We start from the raw sequence: 16825 nt of genomic DNA on the forward strand, positions 1-16825 counted from the left end.
GGATTGACGTCTCGAGCCGTACGGATTGACGTCTCGGGCCGTGGGGATTGACGTCTCGAGCCGTACGGATTGACCTCTCGGGGTCAGTGCGGGAGACGGACCCGGATGGTGGTGTCGCCGGGACGGCTGTCGAGCGCGACGGACCCACCGTGAGAGTGCACGATCGCCTGGACGAGCGAGAGGCCGAGGCCGGCGCCCGACTCGCCACCGCGGTTGCGGGACTCGTCGCCGCGCACGAAGCGCTCGAAGGCGTGCGCCGCGATGGCAGGAGGGAACCCCGGGCCGTCGTCGTGCACGTCGAACCCGTCGGGCAGCACCCGGACCGTGACGGTGGTGCCGGGCGGGGTGTAGCGCGTGGCGTTGCTCAGCAGATTGGTCACCACCTGGTGGATCCGCTGCTCGTCGCCCGGCACGACCACGCCGGAGTCGGCATCGGCGTCCGGATCCGCGCTCGAGGGCAGCACGAGCTGCCAGCGCCGATCCGGGTCGACGACCCGGGCGTCGGACACCGTCTCGATGAGGAGCCTGGTCAGGTCGACCGGGTGGTGCTCGAGCGGCCGTCCGGCGTCGAGGCGGGCGAGCAGGAGCAGGTCCTCGACCAGCGAGGTCATCCGGCCCGACTCCTCCTCGACCTTGGCGAAGGCCAGCTTGGTCGCGCCGGTGTCCTCGGGGTGCTTGCGGGCGAGCTCCGTGTAGCCACGGATCGTCGTGAGCGGCGTACGCAGCTCGTGGGAGGCGTCGGCGACGAACTGGCGCACCTGCTGCTCGCTGCGATGCCGCGCCGCGAGCGAGGACTCGACGTGCTCCAGCAGGGTGTTGAGCGCGTTGCCGACCTGGCCGACCTCGGTGCGCGCGTCGGTGAGCCGCTCCGGCACCCGCTCGGTCACGCCGATGTCACCGGTCGCGAGCGGAAGCTCGGCCACCGTGTGCGCCGTCGCGGCCACCTCCCGGAGCGGCCGCAGCTGACGGCGTACGACGACCGTGCCCGCGGCGGCCGCGATGATGACCCCGACGAACGTCAGCAGGGCCTCCCAGCGGACCAGGCCCGCGATCGTGTCGTCGACCCTGGACGTCGGCAGCCCGGTCACGACGGTGACGCTCGTCCCGTCCTGGAGCGGCACCTGCATCGCGATCACCCGATAGGTGCCGTGGCCGGGCACGTTGACCGAGTGGACGCTCCGATCCGTCGGGACGTCCTCGAACCCGTCGAGATTCGAGATGGTCGTGGGTTCGCTCTCGTCCCGATTGAGGATCTGACCCTGCTTCGCGACGGAGCTCCCCGCGCCGGGCAGCACCACCTGCAGGGTGTCGGGCGCCATGTTCCGCGCACCCTGCGGACCCGGGTGGTCGATCGAGTGCACGTCCTGGTCGAGGCGGTCCATCAGCTGCTGGCGCAACGCGACAGCCGTGACGGTGCCGATCAGGATGCAGACGATCGCCACGAGCGCCACCGCCGTGACGACGAGGCGGGCCGTGAGGGTTGCGAACAGCCTCATCAGCTCGCCGGCTTGAGGACGTAGCCGGCGCCGCGAAGCGTGTGGATCATCGGCGGGCGTCCGGCGTCGATCTTCTTGCGCAGGTAGGAGATGTACAGCTCCACGACGTTGGCCTGGCCGCCGAAGTCGTAGTTCCACACGCGGTCCAGGATCTGGGCCTTCGACAGCACCCGGCGCTGGTTGCGCATCAGGTATCGCAGGAGCTCGAACTCGGTGGCCGTCAGGCTGATCTCGTCGTCTCCGCGGAACACCTCGTGGCTGTCCTCGTCCAGGCGCAGGTCACCGACGCTGAGGACGGAGCTGGCGTCCTGCCGGCGGGCGCCCGCGCGGCGCATCATGCCGCGCAGACGGGCGACGACCTCCTCGAGCGAGAACGGCTTCGTCACGTAGTCGTCACCGCCGGCGGTGAGCCCAGCGACCCGGTCCTCGACGGCGTCCTTCGCGGTGAGGAAGACGACCGGCAGGTCGGGCTGCGTCACGCGCACGCGACGCAGGACCTCGAGCCCGTCGAAGTCGGGGAGCATCATGTCGAGGACGACGGCGTCGGGCTCGAACTCCTTGGCCGCCGCCACCGCCTTCATGCCGGTGTGGGCCATCTGCACCTGCCAGCCCTCGTAACGCAGTGCCAGGCTGATCAGCTCCGCGATGTTGACCTCGTCGTCGACGACGAGCACGCGCAACGGGGATCCGTCGGGGCGGGACAGGGTCTCCGTGTCGCTCATGGTCTCCACTTTCTCGCGCGTTCCTGTGAGAAGTCTGTGACATCTCTGTGGCGGTGATGCGGATCGGCCCGGCGTACGCGTGGCCCGCTCGGGTTCGAGGCAGGACCAGCCCGGGGCGGGTCGCCGCCGAAGTATCACGGTGATAGTTCGCGCGACCGGTGATAGGTCTGAAGTGTCACCGGTGCCGCGAAGTGTCACGGTGATACTTCGGCGAGGCGGGCGTGCGCAGGGTCCGGGGCTCCGCTCGGTCCTACGTCATCAGCCGCGGCCGGCGGGGGCGCCGCCGGTGGGTCCGCCCGCCGGTGGGGCGAACCCACCGGTGGTGCCCACACCGAAGCGGCGCTGGTCGGTCGTCGAGCCGCCGCTGGGAAGGGCCTGGTCGAGATCGGCCAGCACGACCTCCTGCCCCGTCTTGAGACCGCTGACGATCTCGGTCCGGGTCCGCCCCACCACGCCGGTCGTCACGCGGACACGGGTGACCGTCGCGCCGTCGATGACGTCGACGGCCCCGTTGCTCACCGCGCTGGTCGGGACGGTGACGACGCCGGAGGCGGTGCCGACGACGACGTCGACCGACGCCGTCCCACCGCTCGGCAGATCGAGGCCGGTGCCATCGAGGGTCACGACGACCGGGTACGTCGTCGTGCCGCTCGAGCTGTCGGGCAGCTGCCCGAGCCGTGTCACCGAGGCCGGCAGCGCCTTCTCGGCGCCGGCAGGGGTCACGGCGGCGACCTGGCCGACCTTCAGCTCGGCCAGGTCGGTCGCGCTCACGCTGAGGTCGACCGTCGTCGTTCCCGACCCGACGACGCTGACCACCGTGGCGCCCGCCGTGGCGGAGTCACCCGTCGTCGCGTCAACTGCGACCACGGTGCCGGCCGCCGACGCCCTGATCACGGCGCCGCTTAGGGACTGCTCGGCCGCGATCAGGTCGGACTTGGCCTGGTCGATCTTCGCCTGGTCCGAGGCGAGTGTCGCCGCAGTGACCGTGCGGCCGGTGCCGGAGCCGCCGTTGGATCCGCCGGTTGCGCCGGTCGAGTCCGTCGGCGCTGAGCCGGTCGAGCCCGTCGAGCCCGTCGAGCCCGTCGAGCCGGTCGGGGCCGAAGCGGAGGACCCACTCTTCGTGCCGGTCGAGCCGCTCGTGCCGGCGCCAGCCTTCGTGCCGTCGGCGCTGGCGGAGGACGCGCTCGAGGTGGACCCAGTGCCCGTCGCCGCGGTCTGACCGAGTGCCTTCGCGGCGTCCGAGAGGGTCGCTCCGAGCGTCTCCAATGCGGTCTGGAGGTCGTCCTGGGCCGCATTCACCCTCTGCTGTGCGTCCTGGACGTCGGCGAGGGCGGTCGTGCAGGCGGCGGGTGTCGTACCGTCGCTCGCCCCAGCCGCCCCGGCCGCGCTCCCGTCACCGTCGCCGGTCCCGCTCCCGGTCCCGGTGTCGGAGCCGGAGTCGGTGCCCGTGCCGGTCCCGTCGCCTGAGCCGCCCGCGGAGCCGTCCCCCGTCGGAGCGGTGAAGGCGTCCTTGCACGCCTCGGTCTGGGCGGTCAGCTTGTCCTTGGCGTCGGCCAGCGCCGACGCCCCCGCGCTCTGGCCGGCTGTCACCGCCTGCTGCTCCTCGGCGAGCTTCGCCAGGGCTGCCGCGACCGCCGGAGGAACGGCCGGGGTCGCGGCGCCGGGGCCGCCGCCCGCCGACGCGCCGCCGGATGGCGAGGCACCGGACGACGAGGCACCGGACGACGAGCTACCCGACGACGAGGCACCGGACGACGGTTGGGTCGCGCCGCTCCCCGACGCACCCGACGCACCCGACGAGCTCACCGCCGCCACCGTGTCGGCCTGCGCCGACTCGTCCGACGCGAGCTGCGCACGGGCTGCGGCGACGTCGGCGCGGGCTCTCGTGACAGCCGTTCTGAGGGTGGTCCGGTCCAGCCGCGCGAGTACGTCGCCGCGAGCCACCGTGTCACCCTCGGCGACCGTCACCTTCGACACGGTCCCCGACGTGCCGAACGACAGGTCGTCGCGCGCGGACTGCTCCAGCGTGCCCGACAGGGACAGGGTCTGGTCGACATCCCCCGTGGACGCCGACGCCGTCCGGTAGTGAGCCGTCGCATCGACCCCGCTGGCGTACGCCGCCCAGCCACCGCCGACCACTGCCGCCACCAGGCCGGCGGCAACGAAGCTGCGCGGGCGCACCAGCCGCCTCACTGAGCGGCTCCCTGCTGGACGCCGGAGCCCCGGCCGAAGCCGCCGAACCCGCCGGTGCACTGACCGTTCGCCGCATCGCTGACCGTGATGCGCTGGGCCGTGACGGCACCGGTGTCGTCGGACCGGCCCGTCGCCGAGACGCACTTGCCGACGGCCAGAGCCGCCGCAGTGGCGTCCTTGGTCGTCGTGTAGGTCGTGTCGGTCGCGACCGTCACCGTGACGTCAGTGGTCTGGCCGGTGGCGCCGTTCTGCCCGACCTGCTGCTCGGCGACCGTGAAGCCGCTGGCCGAGACGGCGGACACCTGGCCGAAGGCGCCGAAGCCGCCGAACCCACGGCCCTGAGCGCCACTCGGAGCCCCGGACGGCGCGCCGCTCGGCATCCCGCTCGGCATCCCGCTCGGCATCCCCGAGGGCCGGTCCCCCGGGTTGCCGCCGCCCGGGCCGCCTCGGGTGCAGCTTCCGTTCGAGGCCGCCACGATCCGGACCGTCGCGGCCGTGATCGCCGTCGGGGCATCGGTGCCCGAGGATGCCGTGGAGCCGGCGGAGGCCTCGTCCTGGAGCGCGCTGACCTGGACGCAGCTGCCGACCGTCACGTCGGCGAGCTTCGCCGCCACCTGGGCGGTGAAGGTCGTCGAGCCGGTGTAGGTGACCGCCGTCTGGCCGGACCGGCCCTGCACCTGCAGCGTCTTGCCCGAGATGTCGGCGACCAGGCCGTTGGCACCCGGGAAGCCACCCTGGCCTCCCGCGCCGGGCGCGCCCGATGCGGCACCCGACGCGGCGCCCGACGGCGCGGTCTGACCGGCACCCTCGGAAGCCGTGTCGGCGGAGCCCGAGCCACCGCAGGCGGCGAGGCCGCCGAGCAGGAGCACGCCGCCGGCAAGAGCGAAGGCGGAGCGGGTCAGGGTCATGGGAGGTGTCCTTCCGAGGTGGGTGACGCGGCTACTCACTGCGCAGCGCATCGATCGGGGTGAGTCGGGCGGCACGGCTGGCGGGATACACGCCGAACCCGATGCCGAGGGCCAGGGAGGTGCCGAGCGCCGCGCAGGTGGCGATCGCCGACAGGGAGACCGGCTGGTCGATGAGCGAGGGCAGCACGAACGAGCCGGCGTACCCGATGAGCACGCCGATGACGCCGCCCGCCAGGCCCAGCATCGACGCCTCCACGAGGAACTGCCTCCGGATGACCGACGGGGTCGCGCCGAGCGCCTTGCGCAGCCCGATCTCGCGGATCCGCTCGGTGACGGAGACGAGCATGATGTTCATGACGCCGATGCCGCCGACCAGGAGCGAGATCGCCGCGATGCCGCCGAGCAGCACGGTCAGGGTCTTGTTCGTCGAGTTCGCGGTCTCGACGAGTGACTCCTGCGACGAGATGTTGAAGTCGGCGTTCGCCGACGAGACCCCGTGCGCATTGAGGAGCAGCGCGTCGATCTCCTGGTACGCCGCCGAGAGCGTGTCGGCCGACGTGGCCTCGACGTAGATCGTGTTGACCGACGACGTCGTCGACCCGGTCAGCCGCTTCTGCGTGCTGATCGGCATCACCGCCTGGTCGTCCTCCGACGACCCCGTCGAGGAGGAGCCGCTCGCCGCCAGGACGCCGATCACCGTCAGCTGTGCGCCGTCCACGCTCACGCTCTGACCGACCGGGCTCTCCGGCGTGGTGAACAGCTCGGCTGCCGTGTCGGCGCCCAGGACGACGACGTCTGCGGCCGACGTCACCTCGGCGCCGGTGAAGAACCGCCCCTGCGCGAGGGTGCGGGCGCGTACGCCGAGCCACGACGTCGTCGTGCCCACGATCGATGTCGTCCAGTTCGTCTCACCCACCGTCAGCGAGCTCGACCCCGACGACACCGGCGCCACCCGTGCGGCATCGGGGACGGCGGCCGGGTCGCCGATCCCCTCCGCGTCCCGGAGGGTGAGCGTGGTCGAGGAGCCGAAGCCCCCGCGGACGCCGGAGGAGCTCGTGCTCGACCCGGGCGACACGATCAGCAGGTTGCTGCCGAGCGCGCTGATCTGCTTCTTCACCTGGTCCTGCGCGCCCTGGCCGAGGCCGACGGTGAGGATGACCGACGAGATGCCGATGACGATGCCCAGCATGGTCAGCGCGGAGCGCAGCCGGTGGGAGCGGACGGCGTCGAGCGCGGTCCGGAAGGTCTCGGCCCAGCTCATCGGGCACCCACCAGCACGTCGTCGGTGATGAGCCCGTCACGGATGACGAGGTTGCGCGAGGCGCGAGCGGCCACCTCGTGCTCGTGGGTGATCAGCACGATCGTGCGGCCGGCGTCGTGCAGCTCGTCGAGCAGGGCCAGGACCGCCGCGGTGGAGGCGGAGTCGAGGTTTCCCGTCGGCTCGTCGGCCAGGATGATGTCCGGCTCGGTGACGAGCGCCCGCGCCACGGCGACACGCTGCTGCTGGCCGCCCGAGAGCTCGCCGGGCCGGTTGCGGACGCGGTCGCCGAGCCCCACCCTCTCCAGTGCCGCGACGGCACGCTCACGCCGCTCAGCGCGCGGCAGGCCGGCGTACAGGAGGGGCAGCTCGACGTTGCGCCACGCCGGCAGGTAGGCGAGGAGGTGGAACTGCTGGAACACGAACCCGATGCGCCGGTTGCGCACCTCGGCGAGCTGCGCCTCGGACATGGTCGAGACGTCCTCGCCGCCGAGCAGGTAGGTGCCCTCGGTCGGGATGTCGAGGCAGCCGAGCAGGTTCATCAGGGTCGACTTGCCGGAGCCGGACGGCCCGACGACCGCGACGTACTCCCCCTCGTCGATGGTCATGTCGATGCCGCACAGGGCCTCGAACTCGATGCTGCCGGAGCGGTAGGTCTTGCGCACGCCGCTCACGTGGACGACCGGTGCGCTCACTGACCGCCGCCCGCGACTCCGCCACCGAAGGTGCCACCACCGAAGCCGCCACCGCCCGGGAAGCCGCCGGGGAACTCGCCCTGACGCTGGGTGCCTCCGGTGCCGCCGGCGCCGCTGCCGCTGGGGCGGACGAAGCCCTGCACCTCGACGGTGTCCCCGTCGGACAGGCCGGACACGACCTGGGTCTGCGCGCCGTACGCCTGGCCGATCCTCACCGTGGTCCTCGTTGCCTTGCCGGCGACCATCTTCATGACGTACGTCGTCGACCCGCTGCTCCTCAGCGCGCGGCTCGGCACCACGAGCACGTTCGGCGTCTGCTTCACGACGATCGAGGCGGTGGCCGAGGTGCCGGCGTAGAGATCGTCGCGCTTGCCAGTCACCTTGATCGTCACCGGGAAGACGGCCGCACCGCTGTTGTTGGTCTGGGCGACGAGGCCCACGCTCTGCACGGTGCCGTAGACGGTGTCGGCGACGCCGGTCACCGTGACCTTCGCCTGCAGGCCCTTCTTCACGCTGGCGACGTCGGAGCTGGCGACCGTCGCGTCGACGATGTAGCTGCCGCTCGACACGATGGTCACGGCGCTCGTGGTCGACGTGGCCGAGGAGCCGGTGCTCGCACCACCGGAGCTGCCGGAGCCGGAGGCTGCGCCGCCGGAGCCGGAACCGGACCCCACCGTGTCGCCGACCTCGAGCCCGAGCGAGGTGACGGTGCCCGCGATGCTCGCGCGGAGCACGGCGTCCTGCACGGCCTGGTCCGCCTCGTCGAGGGAAGCCTGCGCGGAGACCACGGCGGTCTCGTCTGCCGCCAGCTGTACGTCGGACGCAGCCGCGTCGGTGTCGACGGTCAGCTGCTCCCGCGCAGCGTCGAGTGTGCTCTGGGCCGCCGTCCGGGCGGCCTCGAGCGCGGTGGCGCCCACCTCGGCGAGCCGCTGGCCCTTCTTCACGGTGTCGCCGGCGGCCACGTAGACGTGCGTGACGGTGCCGGAGACGTCGAAGTCGAGGTCGGCCGTGCTCGCCGGCTCGACGGTGCCCGACGCCGACACCGCCTGCTCGATCGTGGTCGTCGTGACCTTCGCCGTCGTCGCCGTCGTGGCCGCGGCACCGCCGTCACCACGCAGCAGCAACCAGCCGCCGCTCCCCGCCACGACCGCGAGCACGACAGCCGCCGCGATCCACCACACGCGCCCGCGGCGCCCTCTTCTCGGGAGTCTCCATCGCACCCGCGAAGGCTCTCGATGCGATCTGTGACGGCAGTCAGGTCAGCCTGTGCCAGACCTGTGGGGTCGCGCTCAGAGACCCGGCGCGCCCCAGATCGCGAACCACCGGCCGAGGTCCTGCTCCATCGGCAGCTCACGGGCGAGCGTGTCGCGCACCTGCATCTCCAGGAGGTTGTCGCGCTTCTGCGGCCCGGCCGGCGCGAACGGGTAGAACGTGCCCTGCTTGTAGAGGTAGACGAGCCCGACGTGGCGTCCGTCGGCACCGACGAAGGGCACCAGCGAGCAGAGCAGCCCGGGGCCGAACCCCTGCTCCTCGAGCGTGGTGTTGACCGCGTGCAGCCCGGTGACCAGGGAGGTGAGCTCCGGGTTGGCCGGGTCCAGCGGATCGTGGTCGAGCTCGAGCCAGGTGAACCCGAACTCGTCAGTGGTCGTCGTCACCCGGGGCGCGTCGGGCCCCTCCGAGACCAGGGCGACCAGGTCGGCCTGGGTCGTCGCGAAGCCGGCACCGGCGGCGCCGCGGTAGCAGACCGAGCCGTCCCCGGTCGGGGTCAGGCCGAGCGCCGTCTGCAGCGTGATCGCGGCGGAGGGCACGTGGAAGAGCGCGTCGAGGTTCGCCTGCTTGGGCTTCGAGCGGCCCGTGATGGTGTCCCACAGACCCATCAGTCGGCCGGCCTGCCGAGCTCGGCCTCGATGCGGGCGAGCTGCTCGAGCCGCTGCTCGAGCGAGGGGTGGGTCGAGGTGAGGGTGCGCAGCGAGACGCCGTTGATCGCCGGGGCGATGAAGAAGGCGTTCATGGCCTGGGTCTGGCGCAGGTCGGCCGTCGGGATCTGGTTGATCTCGCCGGTGATCTTCTGCAGGGCGCTGGCGAGGGCCCGCGGCTTCATCGTCAGCTGGGCGCCGGCGCGGTCGGCCGAGAGCTCCCGGTAGCGCGAGAGGAGCCGGAGGAGGATGAAGCTGACGGCGTACACGACGAGGCTGACGACGAGGACGATCAGCCAGATCGGGAGCCCGTTGTTGTCGTTGCCGCGCCGACGGTCCCCGCCGCCGAACCACGCGCCGTACTGGGCGCCGCGCGTCAGCATGCTCGCGATGATGCCCGCCGACGAGGCGACCGTCATGACGAGCACGTCGCGATGGGCGACGTGGGAGAGCTCGTGCGCGAGCACCCCCTCGAGCTCCTCGGCATCGAGGCGGCGCAGGATGCCCGTCGTCACGACGACGACGGAGCGGTCCGGGGAGCGTCCTGTGGCGAACGCGTTGGGCAGGTCGGTGTCGGCGATGCCGACGCGAGGCTTCGGCATGTCCGCGAGGACGCAGAGCCGCTCCATCATGCCGTGCAGCTCGGGGGCCTCCTCGCGGGAGACCTCACGCGCACGCATCGCCTTCATCGCGACCGTGTCCGACTGATACCACTGCCACCACGCGACACCGAGGCCGATCAGCCCGATGAACGGTGCGTACTGGATCGGGAAGATCGCGATCAGGATCGCGATCAAGCCGACGAAGAGTGCCCCGAGAAGGAACATCACCAGGGTCATCCGCGTGGAGAGCCCGGCGTCTCCGGCGAACCGTGTACGTGCCATGCGGCAATTCTCCCCGATCCCGCAACCGTTGGCGCGTCAGTGGTCGGATCAGTGCTCCCCGGTCGTCCGACGCGGGTTCATCGAGCGTTCGACTTCGTGCCCTCGTCGAAGCAGACGGCCCGCCCGGGAGATCCCCGGCGGGCCGTCGCACGTGTTGCTGGGACGAGCTACTGCTGCTCGGTCGGCTTCTGCGCCGCGGGCTCCTCGTCGGCGTCGAGGATCGGGCCCGACTCGATCGCCTCGGGTGCATCCGCGGCGGGCAGCTCCTGGCCCGACGCCTTGCCCTTGAGGCGGGCGAGCTCGGCCTCGACGTCCGTCTGCGAGCTCAGCGCCTCCAGCTCACGGGCGATGTCGTCGCCCTTGTTGAGCGAGGTGACGTCGTCGAGCGCGCCGGACGCGATCAGCTCGTCGACGGCACCGGCCCGAGCCTGCAGCTGCGCGGTCTTGTCCTCCGCGCGCTGGATCGCCGCGCCGACGTCGCCGAACTCGCTGCTGATGCCGGTGACGGCCTCGTTGATCTTCGACTGGGCCTCTGCGGCGGTGTACGTCGCCTTGATGGTCTCCTTGCGCGTGCGGAACGCCTCGACCCGCGCCTGCAGCCGCTGCTGGGCCAGGGTGAGCTTCTCCTCCTCCGCCTGCAGCGAGTCGTGCTGCGCCTGCAGGTCGGAGATCTGCGCGGTCAGACCCGACTTGCGGGTCAGCGCCTCGCGGGCGAGGTCCTCACGACCCAGGCCGATGGCCTTCTCGGCCTGCTCCTGGAGCTTCCCTGACTGCTGGTTGAGCTGGTTGAGCTGGAGCTCGACGCGCTTGCGGCTCGTGGCCACGTCGGCGACGCCACGGCGCACCTTCGCCAGCAGGTCGAGCTGCTTCTGGTAGCTGTAGTCCAGGGTCTCGCGGGGGTCCTCGGCGCGGTCGAGCGCCTTGCTGGCCTTCGACTTGAAGATCAGGGAGAAACGGCTCCACAGGCTCATGGCGGTTCGGTTGCCTCTCGCGCAGGTTCGACGGTGTGCCCTCACCCTACGGCGGGAGGACAACCGCGCGCGACCGACCGACTACCCTGGTCGTCGTACCCCGTCCCAGCTGGAGAAGGCCCACCCTTGTTCCGTCGCAAGTCCGAGAGCACCGTCGTCGACGAGTCCACCGCGAAGGCGAGTGGGAAGGGGCGTCCGACGCCCAGCCGCAAGGAGGCGGAGGCGGCGCGCTTGGCCCGCGTCCGCACGCCGCGCACCCGCAAGGAGCAGCAGGCGGCCTCGCGCAGCGCCCGCTACGAGTCGAGCCAGAAGCTCCGCGAGGGGATGCGGACCGGGGACGAGCGCTACCTGCCCGTCCGCGACAAGGGCCCGGTGCGCCGCTTCGTGCGCGACTACGTCGACAGCAGGTTCAGGCTCGCCGAGATGATCCTGCCGTTCCTGGTCTTCACGCTGGCCCTCGGCTTCGTGAAGAGCGGTGCGTACGCCGGGTTCTCCAACGTCTTCATGACGCTGATGCTGCTGGCCGTCGCCGCCGACCTGGTCTGGATGCGGTTCCGCATGCACCGGCAGCTCAAGGTGCGCTTCCCGGACACCACGCGCAAGGGCCTGACCTACTACGCGGTCGTGCGCGCGCTGCAGCTTCGCTTCCTGCGGATGCCGAAGCCGCAGGTGCGCATCGGGCAGGACCTGCCCGAGACCTACCGCTGACGGGCCTCGGCGGCCGGCCGACGGCGGGATGCGGCAGGATCGCGGGGTGACCTCCTCCGATCTCAGCGTCCGCGTGGCCTGGGCCGACGACGCGCCCGCCATCGCGGCCGTGCAGCTGCGCTCCTGGCAGCAGCGGTACGCCGACCTGCTGCCGGCCACCGAGCTCCCGTCGGGCCCCGAGGCGGTCGAGGCCGCGGCCGCCGCCTGGCGCGCCTCGCTCGTAAAGGCGCCCGACGCCCGGCAGCGCGTCCTCGTCGCGCTCGCCCACTCGGACGTCGTGGGCTTCGTGATGACCGGGCCGGCGAGCGACCCCGACTGCGACCCGCTGCGCGACGGCGCCCTCGACGAGCTCACGGTCGACCCGACCCGGTTCCGGGAGGGCCACGGCTCGCGGCTCTTGCAGGCAGCGGCCGACACGCTCGTCGCCGACCGGTTCGTCCGCGCGGTCTGCTGGGTGCCGTCCACCGACGACGCCACGCGGGCCTTCCTGACCGGCGCGGGCTGGGCACCCGACGGCGCCCACCGCACGCTCGAAGCGCCCTCGGGCTCGCCCCTCAAGGAGATCCGGCTGCACACCGCGCTGGCCGCGGAGTGAGGCCACGCGTGAGGCCCCGCGTGAGGCCCCGCGTGGAGCTCAGGGGCGCAGCTCCTCGGGCGTGACGACGAACCCGCCGGTGTCGACGACCGTGCCGCCGGTCACGCCCGACAAGGCAGCGGCGAGCCGGGCGACGAGCGGCACGATCCGGCCGCGGGCCAAGCGCCCGACGACGGTGTCGCACGCCTCGGCCGCCGGGCCCGACGGGACCCACGTCAGCGCGTACGCGTAGCGGCCGTAGGCCTCGGGTGCCAGCGACATCAGGACGACCGGCAGCTGGGTGCGCGTGGTCAGGCTGACCAGCACCGTGCCGTCGTACGGCGTGTCGAAGGCGAGCCGGTAGGTCTCGGTCGGGGGCGCGGCGACGGGTCGCATCATCGGCGCGACCGAGCGGGCCTGTGCCAGGGCGACCTCGGCCGGGACCGCGTCGGGCGCATAGAGCGTCAGGCCGACGAACTCGGCGGCGGCCGGCGCGCGCACACCGCCCCGTCCGTCCACGACCGCGCCGCCCGTACGGCGCGCCACCGCGAGAAGCCAGGACGTGAGCACGGCGTCGCCGGCACTGGCCTCGACCAGGTAGACGTCCTCGAGCCCTGCCGCGAGCGGCACGCCGGCCGCGGAAGGGCCCAGCGGTCCGCGCAGACCGGCGTCGGCCGTCATGCGGAGCAGGCCGGGCCCGTCGGACCGCGCCGGAGCGACGCCGCCGCCGAAGCGGGCGCCCACCAGCCGCCGTGCAGGCCCTGCCCGCGATCCCGCGATGTGCTCGGCCTCGGGGAACCATGCCCGCGCCAGCGCGAGGACGTCCGTCCCCGACGGGACGGCGACCGCCCGGTCGAGGGGTGCGCCGGGCTCGTCGTCCTCCACGGCGCCGACGCTAGGACCTGCAGCCACCGCTCGTGTCGCCGCGGTGTTACGGGGGTGTTGCGTTCGCCGCACGGAGTCGGCGGCGGCACTCAGAGGTCGAGGTAGCTCTCCAGCCCGACCGTGAGCCCCGGGTGGCCGGGGACGCCGCGCACGGCGGCCAGCACGCCGGGCACGAAGCCCGCCCTGTCGAGCGAGTCGTGGCGGATGGTCAGGGTCTCCCCCACCCCGCCGAGCACGACCTCCTGGTGGGCGACCAGCCCACGGATGCGCAGGCCGTGCACGTGGATCCCGTCGACGACCGCGCCCCGCGCACCGTCCAGCTGGGTGCTGGTGGCATCCGGGACCGGCCCGAGGCCGGCGTCGCGGCGCGCGGCCGCGACCAGCTCCGCCGTACGCCGGGCAGTGCCCGAGGGTGCGTCGGCCTTCGTCGGGTGGTGCAGCTCGACGATCTCGACGGACTCGAAGAACGGAGCCGCCTGCACGGCGAACCGCATCATGAGGATCGCGCCGATCGAGAAGTTCGGGGCGATGAGGACCCCGACGCCGCGCGCGTCGCTCAGCCAGCCGCGAACCGTGGCGAGTCGCTCCTCGTCGAAGCCGGTGGTGCCGACGACGGCGTGGATCCCGTGGGCGATGCAGAACTCCAGGTTGCCCATCACCGCTTCGGGCGTGGTCACGTCGACGGCCACCTCTGCCCCGCTGTCCAGCAGGGCCTGCAGCGGGTCGGCGCTGCCGACCCGGGCGACCACGTCGACGTCCTCGGACTGCTCCAGCCCCGCCACGATGGCGGAGCCGAGCTTGCCGCGTGCACCCAGCACGCCGACCTTCGTCAGGGATTCGCCCATGTTCACGGGAGCGAACCTACTGGGTGCACGCGGCGGTCGGGCAGGTCAGCCCCCGAACGGCCCGGAGATGAACGAGATGTCCATGTCCCCGCCCCAGACGCCCATCTCGACCGCAGGCGCACCGACGTTGACCTCGGGTCCGACGCGCCAGCCCATGTCGACCATCCCGTTGCGGTTCGACGTCACGTAGAGCCCGGACTTGAACGACACCCCCGACCCGCCGGCCTCGAGCCCGCCCTGCGTGCCGACGACGTACGTCGTGGTCCCGGACCGGAAGTCGTAGCTGAACTCGGCGAAGGCCTTGAGCAGCGGCATGACCTCCTGGGAGACGTTGACCGTGATCTTCTCGCAGTTGCCCTTGATCGAGGTGTCACCGAGCGACAGGACGATGTTGAACGACTTCAGCTCCGGCGGGCAGCCGCCCTTGCTGTTCCCGGCCCCGTCCGCCGGCGCGGGCATGGGCGCCGCCTCCGCAGGTGTGACGCAGTAGTCCGCCCAGATCTTCTCGTCGTGCGTCCACCAGCGGGCCTCCTGGTCGAGGCTGGCGTAGGCGTTGCTCTCCAACGACTCGATCAGCAGGACGAGCAGCCGGTGCGCGTCGGCGTCCTTGAGATTGGCCGCCACCGCGCTGATCCGGGTGGAGACGGCCTCCATCCACGCGTCGCCCGCCGTCTGCATCTCGCCGACGATCACGCGCCACTGGCTGTGGACACCCGCGAGCTCCGGGATGCAGGTGCGCTTCATCTCGTTGTCGAAGCACATGTCGTCCGGCGAGCCCTGGCAGGCCTGGAACGCGTCGTCCATCAGCGTCCGCAACGTGTACGGCGCCTCGCCGGTGCCGCCGCCGAAGAATCCCTCGCGCCGCTCGCGGGCGCGGTCCTTGAGATCGGTGAGCCTGTTCCACAGGGCGTCGATGTCGGCCGTGTCGGTCACGGTGTGGCCGAGCGTGACCAGGTCGTCACGGCGCTCGACCTCGGCCGGGGTGAGCAGCGCCTCGACGTCCCTGAGGCGCTGCTCGAGCGCCTGACGCTCGGCGACGTCGGCCTGGACCTCGCCGGCGATCTCCTCGTCGATGCCGACGTACTCGTCCGCCATGACGACGCCTTGGACGGGCGTCTCGGCGATCGGCAGGTGCCGCAGCGGAGTCGCCACGCCGTGGGTGAGGTCGATGTTCGGCTCGGGTCCCTCGGGCGTGACGTCGTCGGGCACCCGGGTCTGGCGCCGCACCTTGCCGATGCGGTTGTCGCGGATCGCCTTGGCGTCCTGGCCGGCGCACGCCTCGACGGCGGCCAGGCCCCGAGCCGCCTCGCTGAGCATCGGCGACTGCACGAGGGCGGCGGAGAGCTCGGTCCTGGCGGCCGCCGGACGCCCCGTCATGAGCAGCGCCTGGCCGCGCTCGTTGTGGGCGATTGCCTGCACCGGGATGCCCATCGCGGGGTCGCGGTACTCCAGCCGGTCGGCGGCGTCCAGGAACGCCAGCGCCTCGTTGGGCATGCCGCTGGAGTTGGCCAGCGCCGCGAGGCCGACCAGGTGGCCGCCGTCCTGCGGGTCGAGGTCGTGCGCCCGCAGCATGGCGGCGAGTGCGAGGCCCGGGCTGCTCTGGCTGAGCGCCGTGCCGGCGAGCCGTTGGGCGGAGACGGCGTCCGCGGCGAGCGGGGACGCGGCGACCATGTCGAGCGCGCTCCCGCCGACGGTGGCTGCCAGCCGCGACCGCACGCTGCTGACGGCGGCTGTGAGGGACATGGTCTGCGGCGGCGTCGTCGCGCCGCAGAACAGCTTGAGCATCGTCAGCGACGCCGAGTCCGGCAGCCACGCCGCCGCATCGCCGTAGGACTGCACCTCGAGGTCGCCGGGCGTCGCGGCGACGGTCAGGTGGGCCGGGGCGAGTCGGCAGTTGTTCGTCTCGTCGCTCTCGGCGACGGCGGTCAGGTCGTCGACGCAGACACGCACGGCGTAGCTGCCCGCCGGAATGCCGTAGGGGACGCGGACGCCTGCGGTGATCGCCGGCGCATCGCTCCGGGCCGCCAGGGCGGGCAGCGGGCTCGCCCCGCGCAGCCGGATGTCGGCGGGCAGCTTGCCGGGCGACGTCTCGTCCGTCGTCAGGTAGACGCGCGTCGTCGACGCGCCGGCCGGCTGCGGACCGGTGTTGCGGCCGGCGTACGTCACGGTGAGGGCGGAGCCCTCCGTCAGGCTGCCGGTGCTCGCCGTCGCACTCGTCACCGTGAGGTCGGGTGCCCCCGCCGGCGGGATGGTCGGCGGGGTCGGCCTGGCGGTCACCGTGAGCCGGGTCGCGGTCAGCCGGCAGTTGTCGGACTCGCGGCGCTCCCTGACGCGCGAGGGGTCGTCGAGGCAGACGCGGACGCCGTACGTCGCCGGGCGGGTCGCGCCCGGGATCGTCACCGTCAGGCGACGCGACCCGCTGCTCGCGCGGGCCTGCAGCCGCGGCAGCGCTCCGGAGCCGAGCAGCCTGTCGGACGGCTGCCTGCTCGCGGCGGACGTCACGGTGGTCAGGTAGATCCGCGTGGTGGAGCCTCCGGCCGCCCTGGTGCCTGCGTTGCGCGCCGAGTAGATGACGCTCAGCGTGCCGCCGACGACCTGCCGGGTCTGGCCGAGTGTGGCCCCCGTCGGCTTCAGGTCGGGTCGTGCCGTCGCGGCCGATGCGGGCTCGATGACGGAGAGTGCGGTCGCCAGGCAGGCGAGGAGGACCAGGGGCCCACGTCGTGTCAGGTTCATGGTCGGGAGCCTGTCGGCGGGCACTTGCAGGAGACTT

15 protein-coding genes are annotated in these 16825 nt (G+C 72.5%); 2 read left to right on the top strand and 13 right to left on the bottom strand.

The window, feature by feature from the left end; genetic code table 11:
- Positions 1-83: 83 nt before the first annotated feature.
- The 10 genes from ABD205_RS11240 to ABD205_RS11285 form a co-directional block, all read right to left on the bottom strand.
- On the bottom strand, positions 84-1496 hold the full coding sequence (locus tag ABD205_RS11240) for a sensor histidine kinase (protein ID WP_344044909.1): 1413 nt from the start codon (positions 1494-1496) through the stop codon (positions 84-86).
- The gene (locus tag ABD205_RS11245; protein WP_344044910.1) at positions 1496-2218 is read right to left on the bottom strand and encodes a response regulator transcription factor; all 723 of its coding nucleotides are present in this window, start codon (positions 2216-2218) and stop codon (positions 1496-1498) included. The genes ABD205_RS11240 and ABD205_RS11245 overlap by 1 nt, the downstream gene beginning before the upstream one ends.
- Positions 2219-2476: 258 nt before the next feature.
- Positions 2477-4411 (bottom strand): efflux RND transporter periplasmic adaptor subunit, encoded by a 1935-nt coding sequence (locus ABD205_RS11250; RefSeq protein ID WP_344044911.1) that lies wholly within the window; start codon positions 4409-4411, stop codon positions 2477-2479.
- Positions 4408-5319: a DUF5666 domain-containing protein gene (locus ABD205_RS11255; protein WP_344044912.1), complete on the bottom strand. Its 912-nt coding sequence runs from the start codon at positions 5317-5319 to the stop codon at positions 4408-4410. Before ABD205_RS11255 ends, ABD205_RS11250 begins: the two co-directional genes overlap by 4 nt.
- Positions 5320-5350: 31 nt before the next feature.
- Positions 5351-6580 carry an ABC transporter permease gene (locus ABD205_RS11260; protein WP_344044913.1) on the bottom strand — a complete coding sequence of 410 codons (1230 nt, stop codon included), beginning with the start codon at positions 6578-6580 and terminating at the stop codon, positions 5351-5353.
- Positions 6577-7272 carry an ABC transporter ATP-binding protein gene (locus ABD205_RS11265; protein WP_344044914.1) on the bottom strand — a complete coding sequence of 232 codons (696 nt, stop codon included), beginning with the start codon at positions 7270-7272 and terminating at the stop codon, positions 6577-6579. Before ABD205_RS11265 ends, ABD205_RS11260 begins: the two co-directional genes overlap by 4 nt.
- Complete coding sequence (locus ABD205_RS11270) at positions 7269-8453, bottom strand: efflux RND transporter periplasmic adaptor subunit (protein WP_344044915.1); 1185 nt, start codon at positions 8451-8453, stop codon at positions 7269-7271. Before ABD205_RS11270 ends, ABD205_RS11265 begins: the two co-directional genes overlap by 4 nt.
- Before the next feature lie 108 nt (positions 8454-8561).
- The gene (gene pspAB, locus ABD205_RS11275) at positions 8562-9149 is read right to left on the bottom strand and encodes a PspA-associated protein PspAB (RefSeq protein ID WP_344044916.1); all 588 of its coding nucleotides are present in this window, start codon (positions 9147-9149) and stop codon (positions 8562-8564) included.
- Positions 9149-10072, bottom strand: coding sequence for a zinc metalloprotease HtpX (gene htpX, locus ABD205_RS11280; RefSeq protein ID WP_344044917.1), 924 nt, complete (start codon positions 10070-10072; stop codon positions 9149-9151). The genes pspAB and htpX overlap by 1 nt, the downstream gene beginning before the upstream one ends.
- A 167-nt stretch (positions 10073-10239) precedes the next feature.
- Entirely contained in the window at positions 10240-11043 is an 804-nt protein-coding gene (locus tag ABD205_RS11285; protein ID WP_344044918.1) for a PspA/IM30 family protein, read from the bottom strand.
- A gap of 126 nt (positions 11044-11169) precedes the next feature.
- Between ABD205_RS11285 and ABD205_RS11290 the strand changes: the two genes are divergently transcribed.
- A complete protein-coding gene (locus ABD205_RS11290) occupies positions 11170-11751 on the top strand; it encodes a DUF3043 domain-containing protein (RefSeq protein WP_344044919.1) in 582 nt (193 codons plus the stop codon).
- A 46-nt stretch (positions 11752-11797) separates the two neighbouring features.
- Positions 11798-12346 carry a GNAT family N-acetyltransferase gene (locus ABD205_RS11295; RefSeq protein ID WP_344044921.1) on the top strand — a complete coding sequence of 183 codons (549 nt, stop codon included), beginning with the start codon at positions 11798-11800 and terminating at the stop codon, positions 12344-12346.
- Between the two features lie 39 nt (positions 12347-12385).
- Here the strand turns inward: ABD205_RS11295 and ABD205_RS11300 are convergent, their stop codons facing one another.
- The 3 genes from ABD205_RS11300 to ABD205_RS11310 all read right to left on the bottom strand — a co-directional run bounded on the left by ABD205_RS11300 (position 12386) and on the right by ABD205_RS11310 (position 16788).
- Positions 12386-13210, bottom strand: coding sequence for a hypothetical protein (locus ABD205_RS11300; protein ID WP_344044922.1), 825 nt, complete (start codon positions 13208-13210; stop codon positions 12386-12388).
- Positions 13211-13299: 89 nt separating this feature from the next.
- The gene (gene dapB / locus ABD205_RS11305; RefSeq protein WP_344045865.1) at positions 13300-14043 is read right to left on the bottom strand and encodes a 4-hydroxy-tetrahydrodipicolinate reductase; all 744 of its coding nucleotides are present in this window, start codon (positions 14041-14043) and stop codon (positions 13300-13302) included.
- A 57-nt stretch (positions 14044-14100) separates the two neighbouring features.
- Entirely contained in the window at positions 14101-16788 is a 2688-nt protein-coding gene (locus ABD205_RS11310; RefSeq protein WP_344044923.1) for a CARDB domain-containing protein, read from the bottom strand.
- Between the last annotated feature and the right edge of the window lie 37 nt (positions 16789-16825).

The sequence above is a fragment of the Nocardioides panacihumi genome, assembly GCF_039530925.1.
Taxonomy (GTDB): domain Bacteria; phylum Actinomycetota; class Actinomycetes; order Propionibacteriales; family Nocardioidaceae; genus Nocardioides; species Nocardioides panacihumi.

Bases quoted from the DNA above. Each gene is read 5' to 3' on its own strand.
- ABD205_RS11255 (WP_344044912.1), bottom strand. From the start codon at position 5,319: ATGACCCTGACCCGCTCCGCCTTCGCTCTTGCCGGCGGCGTGCTCCTG.
- ABD205_RS11260 (WP_344044913.1), bottom strand. From the start codon at position 6,580: ATGAGCTGGGCCGAGACCTTCCGGACCGCGCTCGACGCCGTCCGCTCC.
- ABD205_RS11310 (WP_344044923.1), bottom strand. From the start codon at position 16,788: ATGAACCTGACACGACGTGGGCCCCTGGTCCTCCTCGCCTGCCTGGCG.
- ABD205_RS11285 (WP_344044918.1), bottom strand. From the start codon at position 11,043: ATGAGCCTGTGGAGCCGTTTCTCCCTGATCTTCAAGTCGAAGGCCAGC.
- pspAB (WP_344044916.1), bottom strand. From the start codon at position 9,149: ATGGGTCTGTGGGACACCATCACGGGCCGCTCGAAGCCCAAGCAGGCG.
- ABD205_RS11245 (WP_344044910.1), bottom strand. From the start codon at position 2,218: ATGAGCGACACGGAGACCCTGTCCCGCCCCGACGGATCCCCGTTGCGC.
- htpX (WP_344044917.1), bottom strand. From the start codon at position 10,072: ATGGCACGTACACGGTTCGCCGGAGACGCCGGGCTCTCCACGCGGATG.
- ABD205_RS11240 (WP_344044909.1), bottom strand. From the start codon at position 1,496: ATGAGGCTGTTCGCAACCCTCACGGCCCGCCTCGTCGTCACGGCGGTG.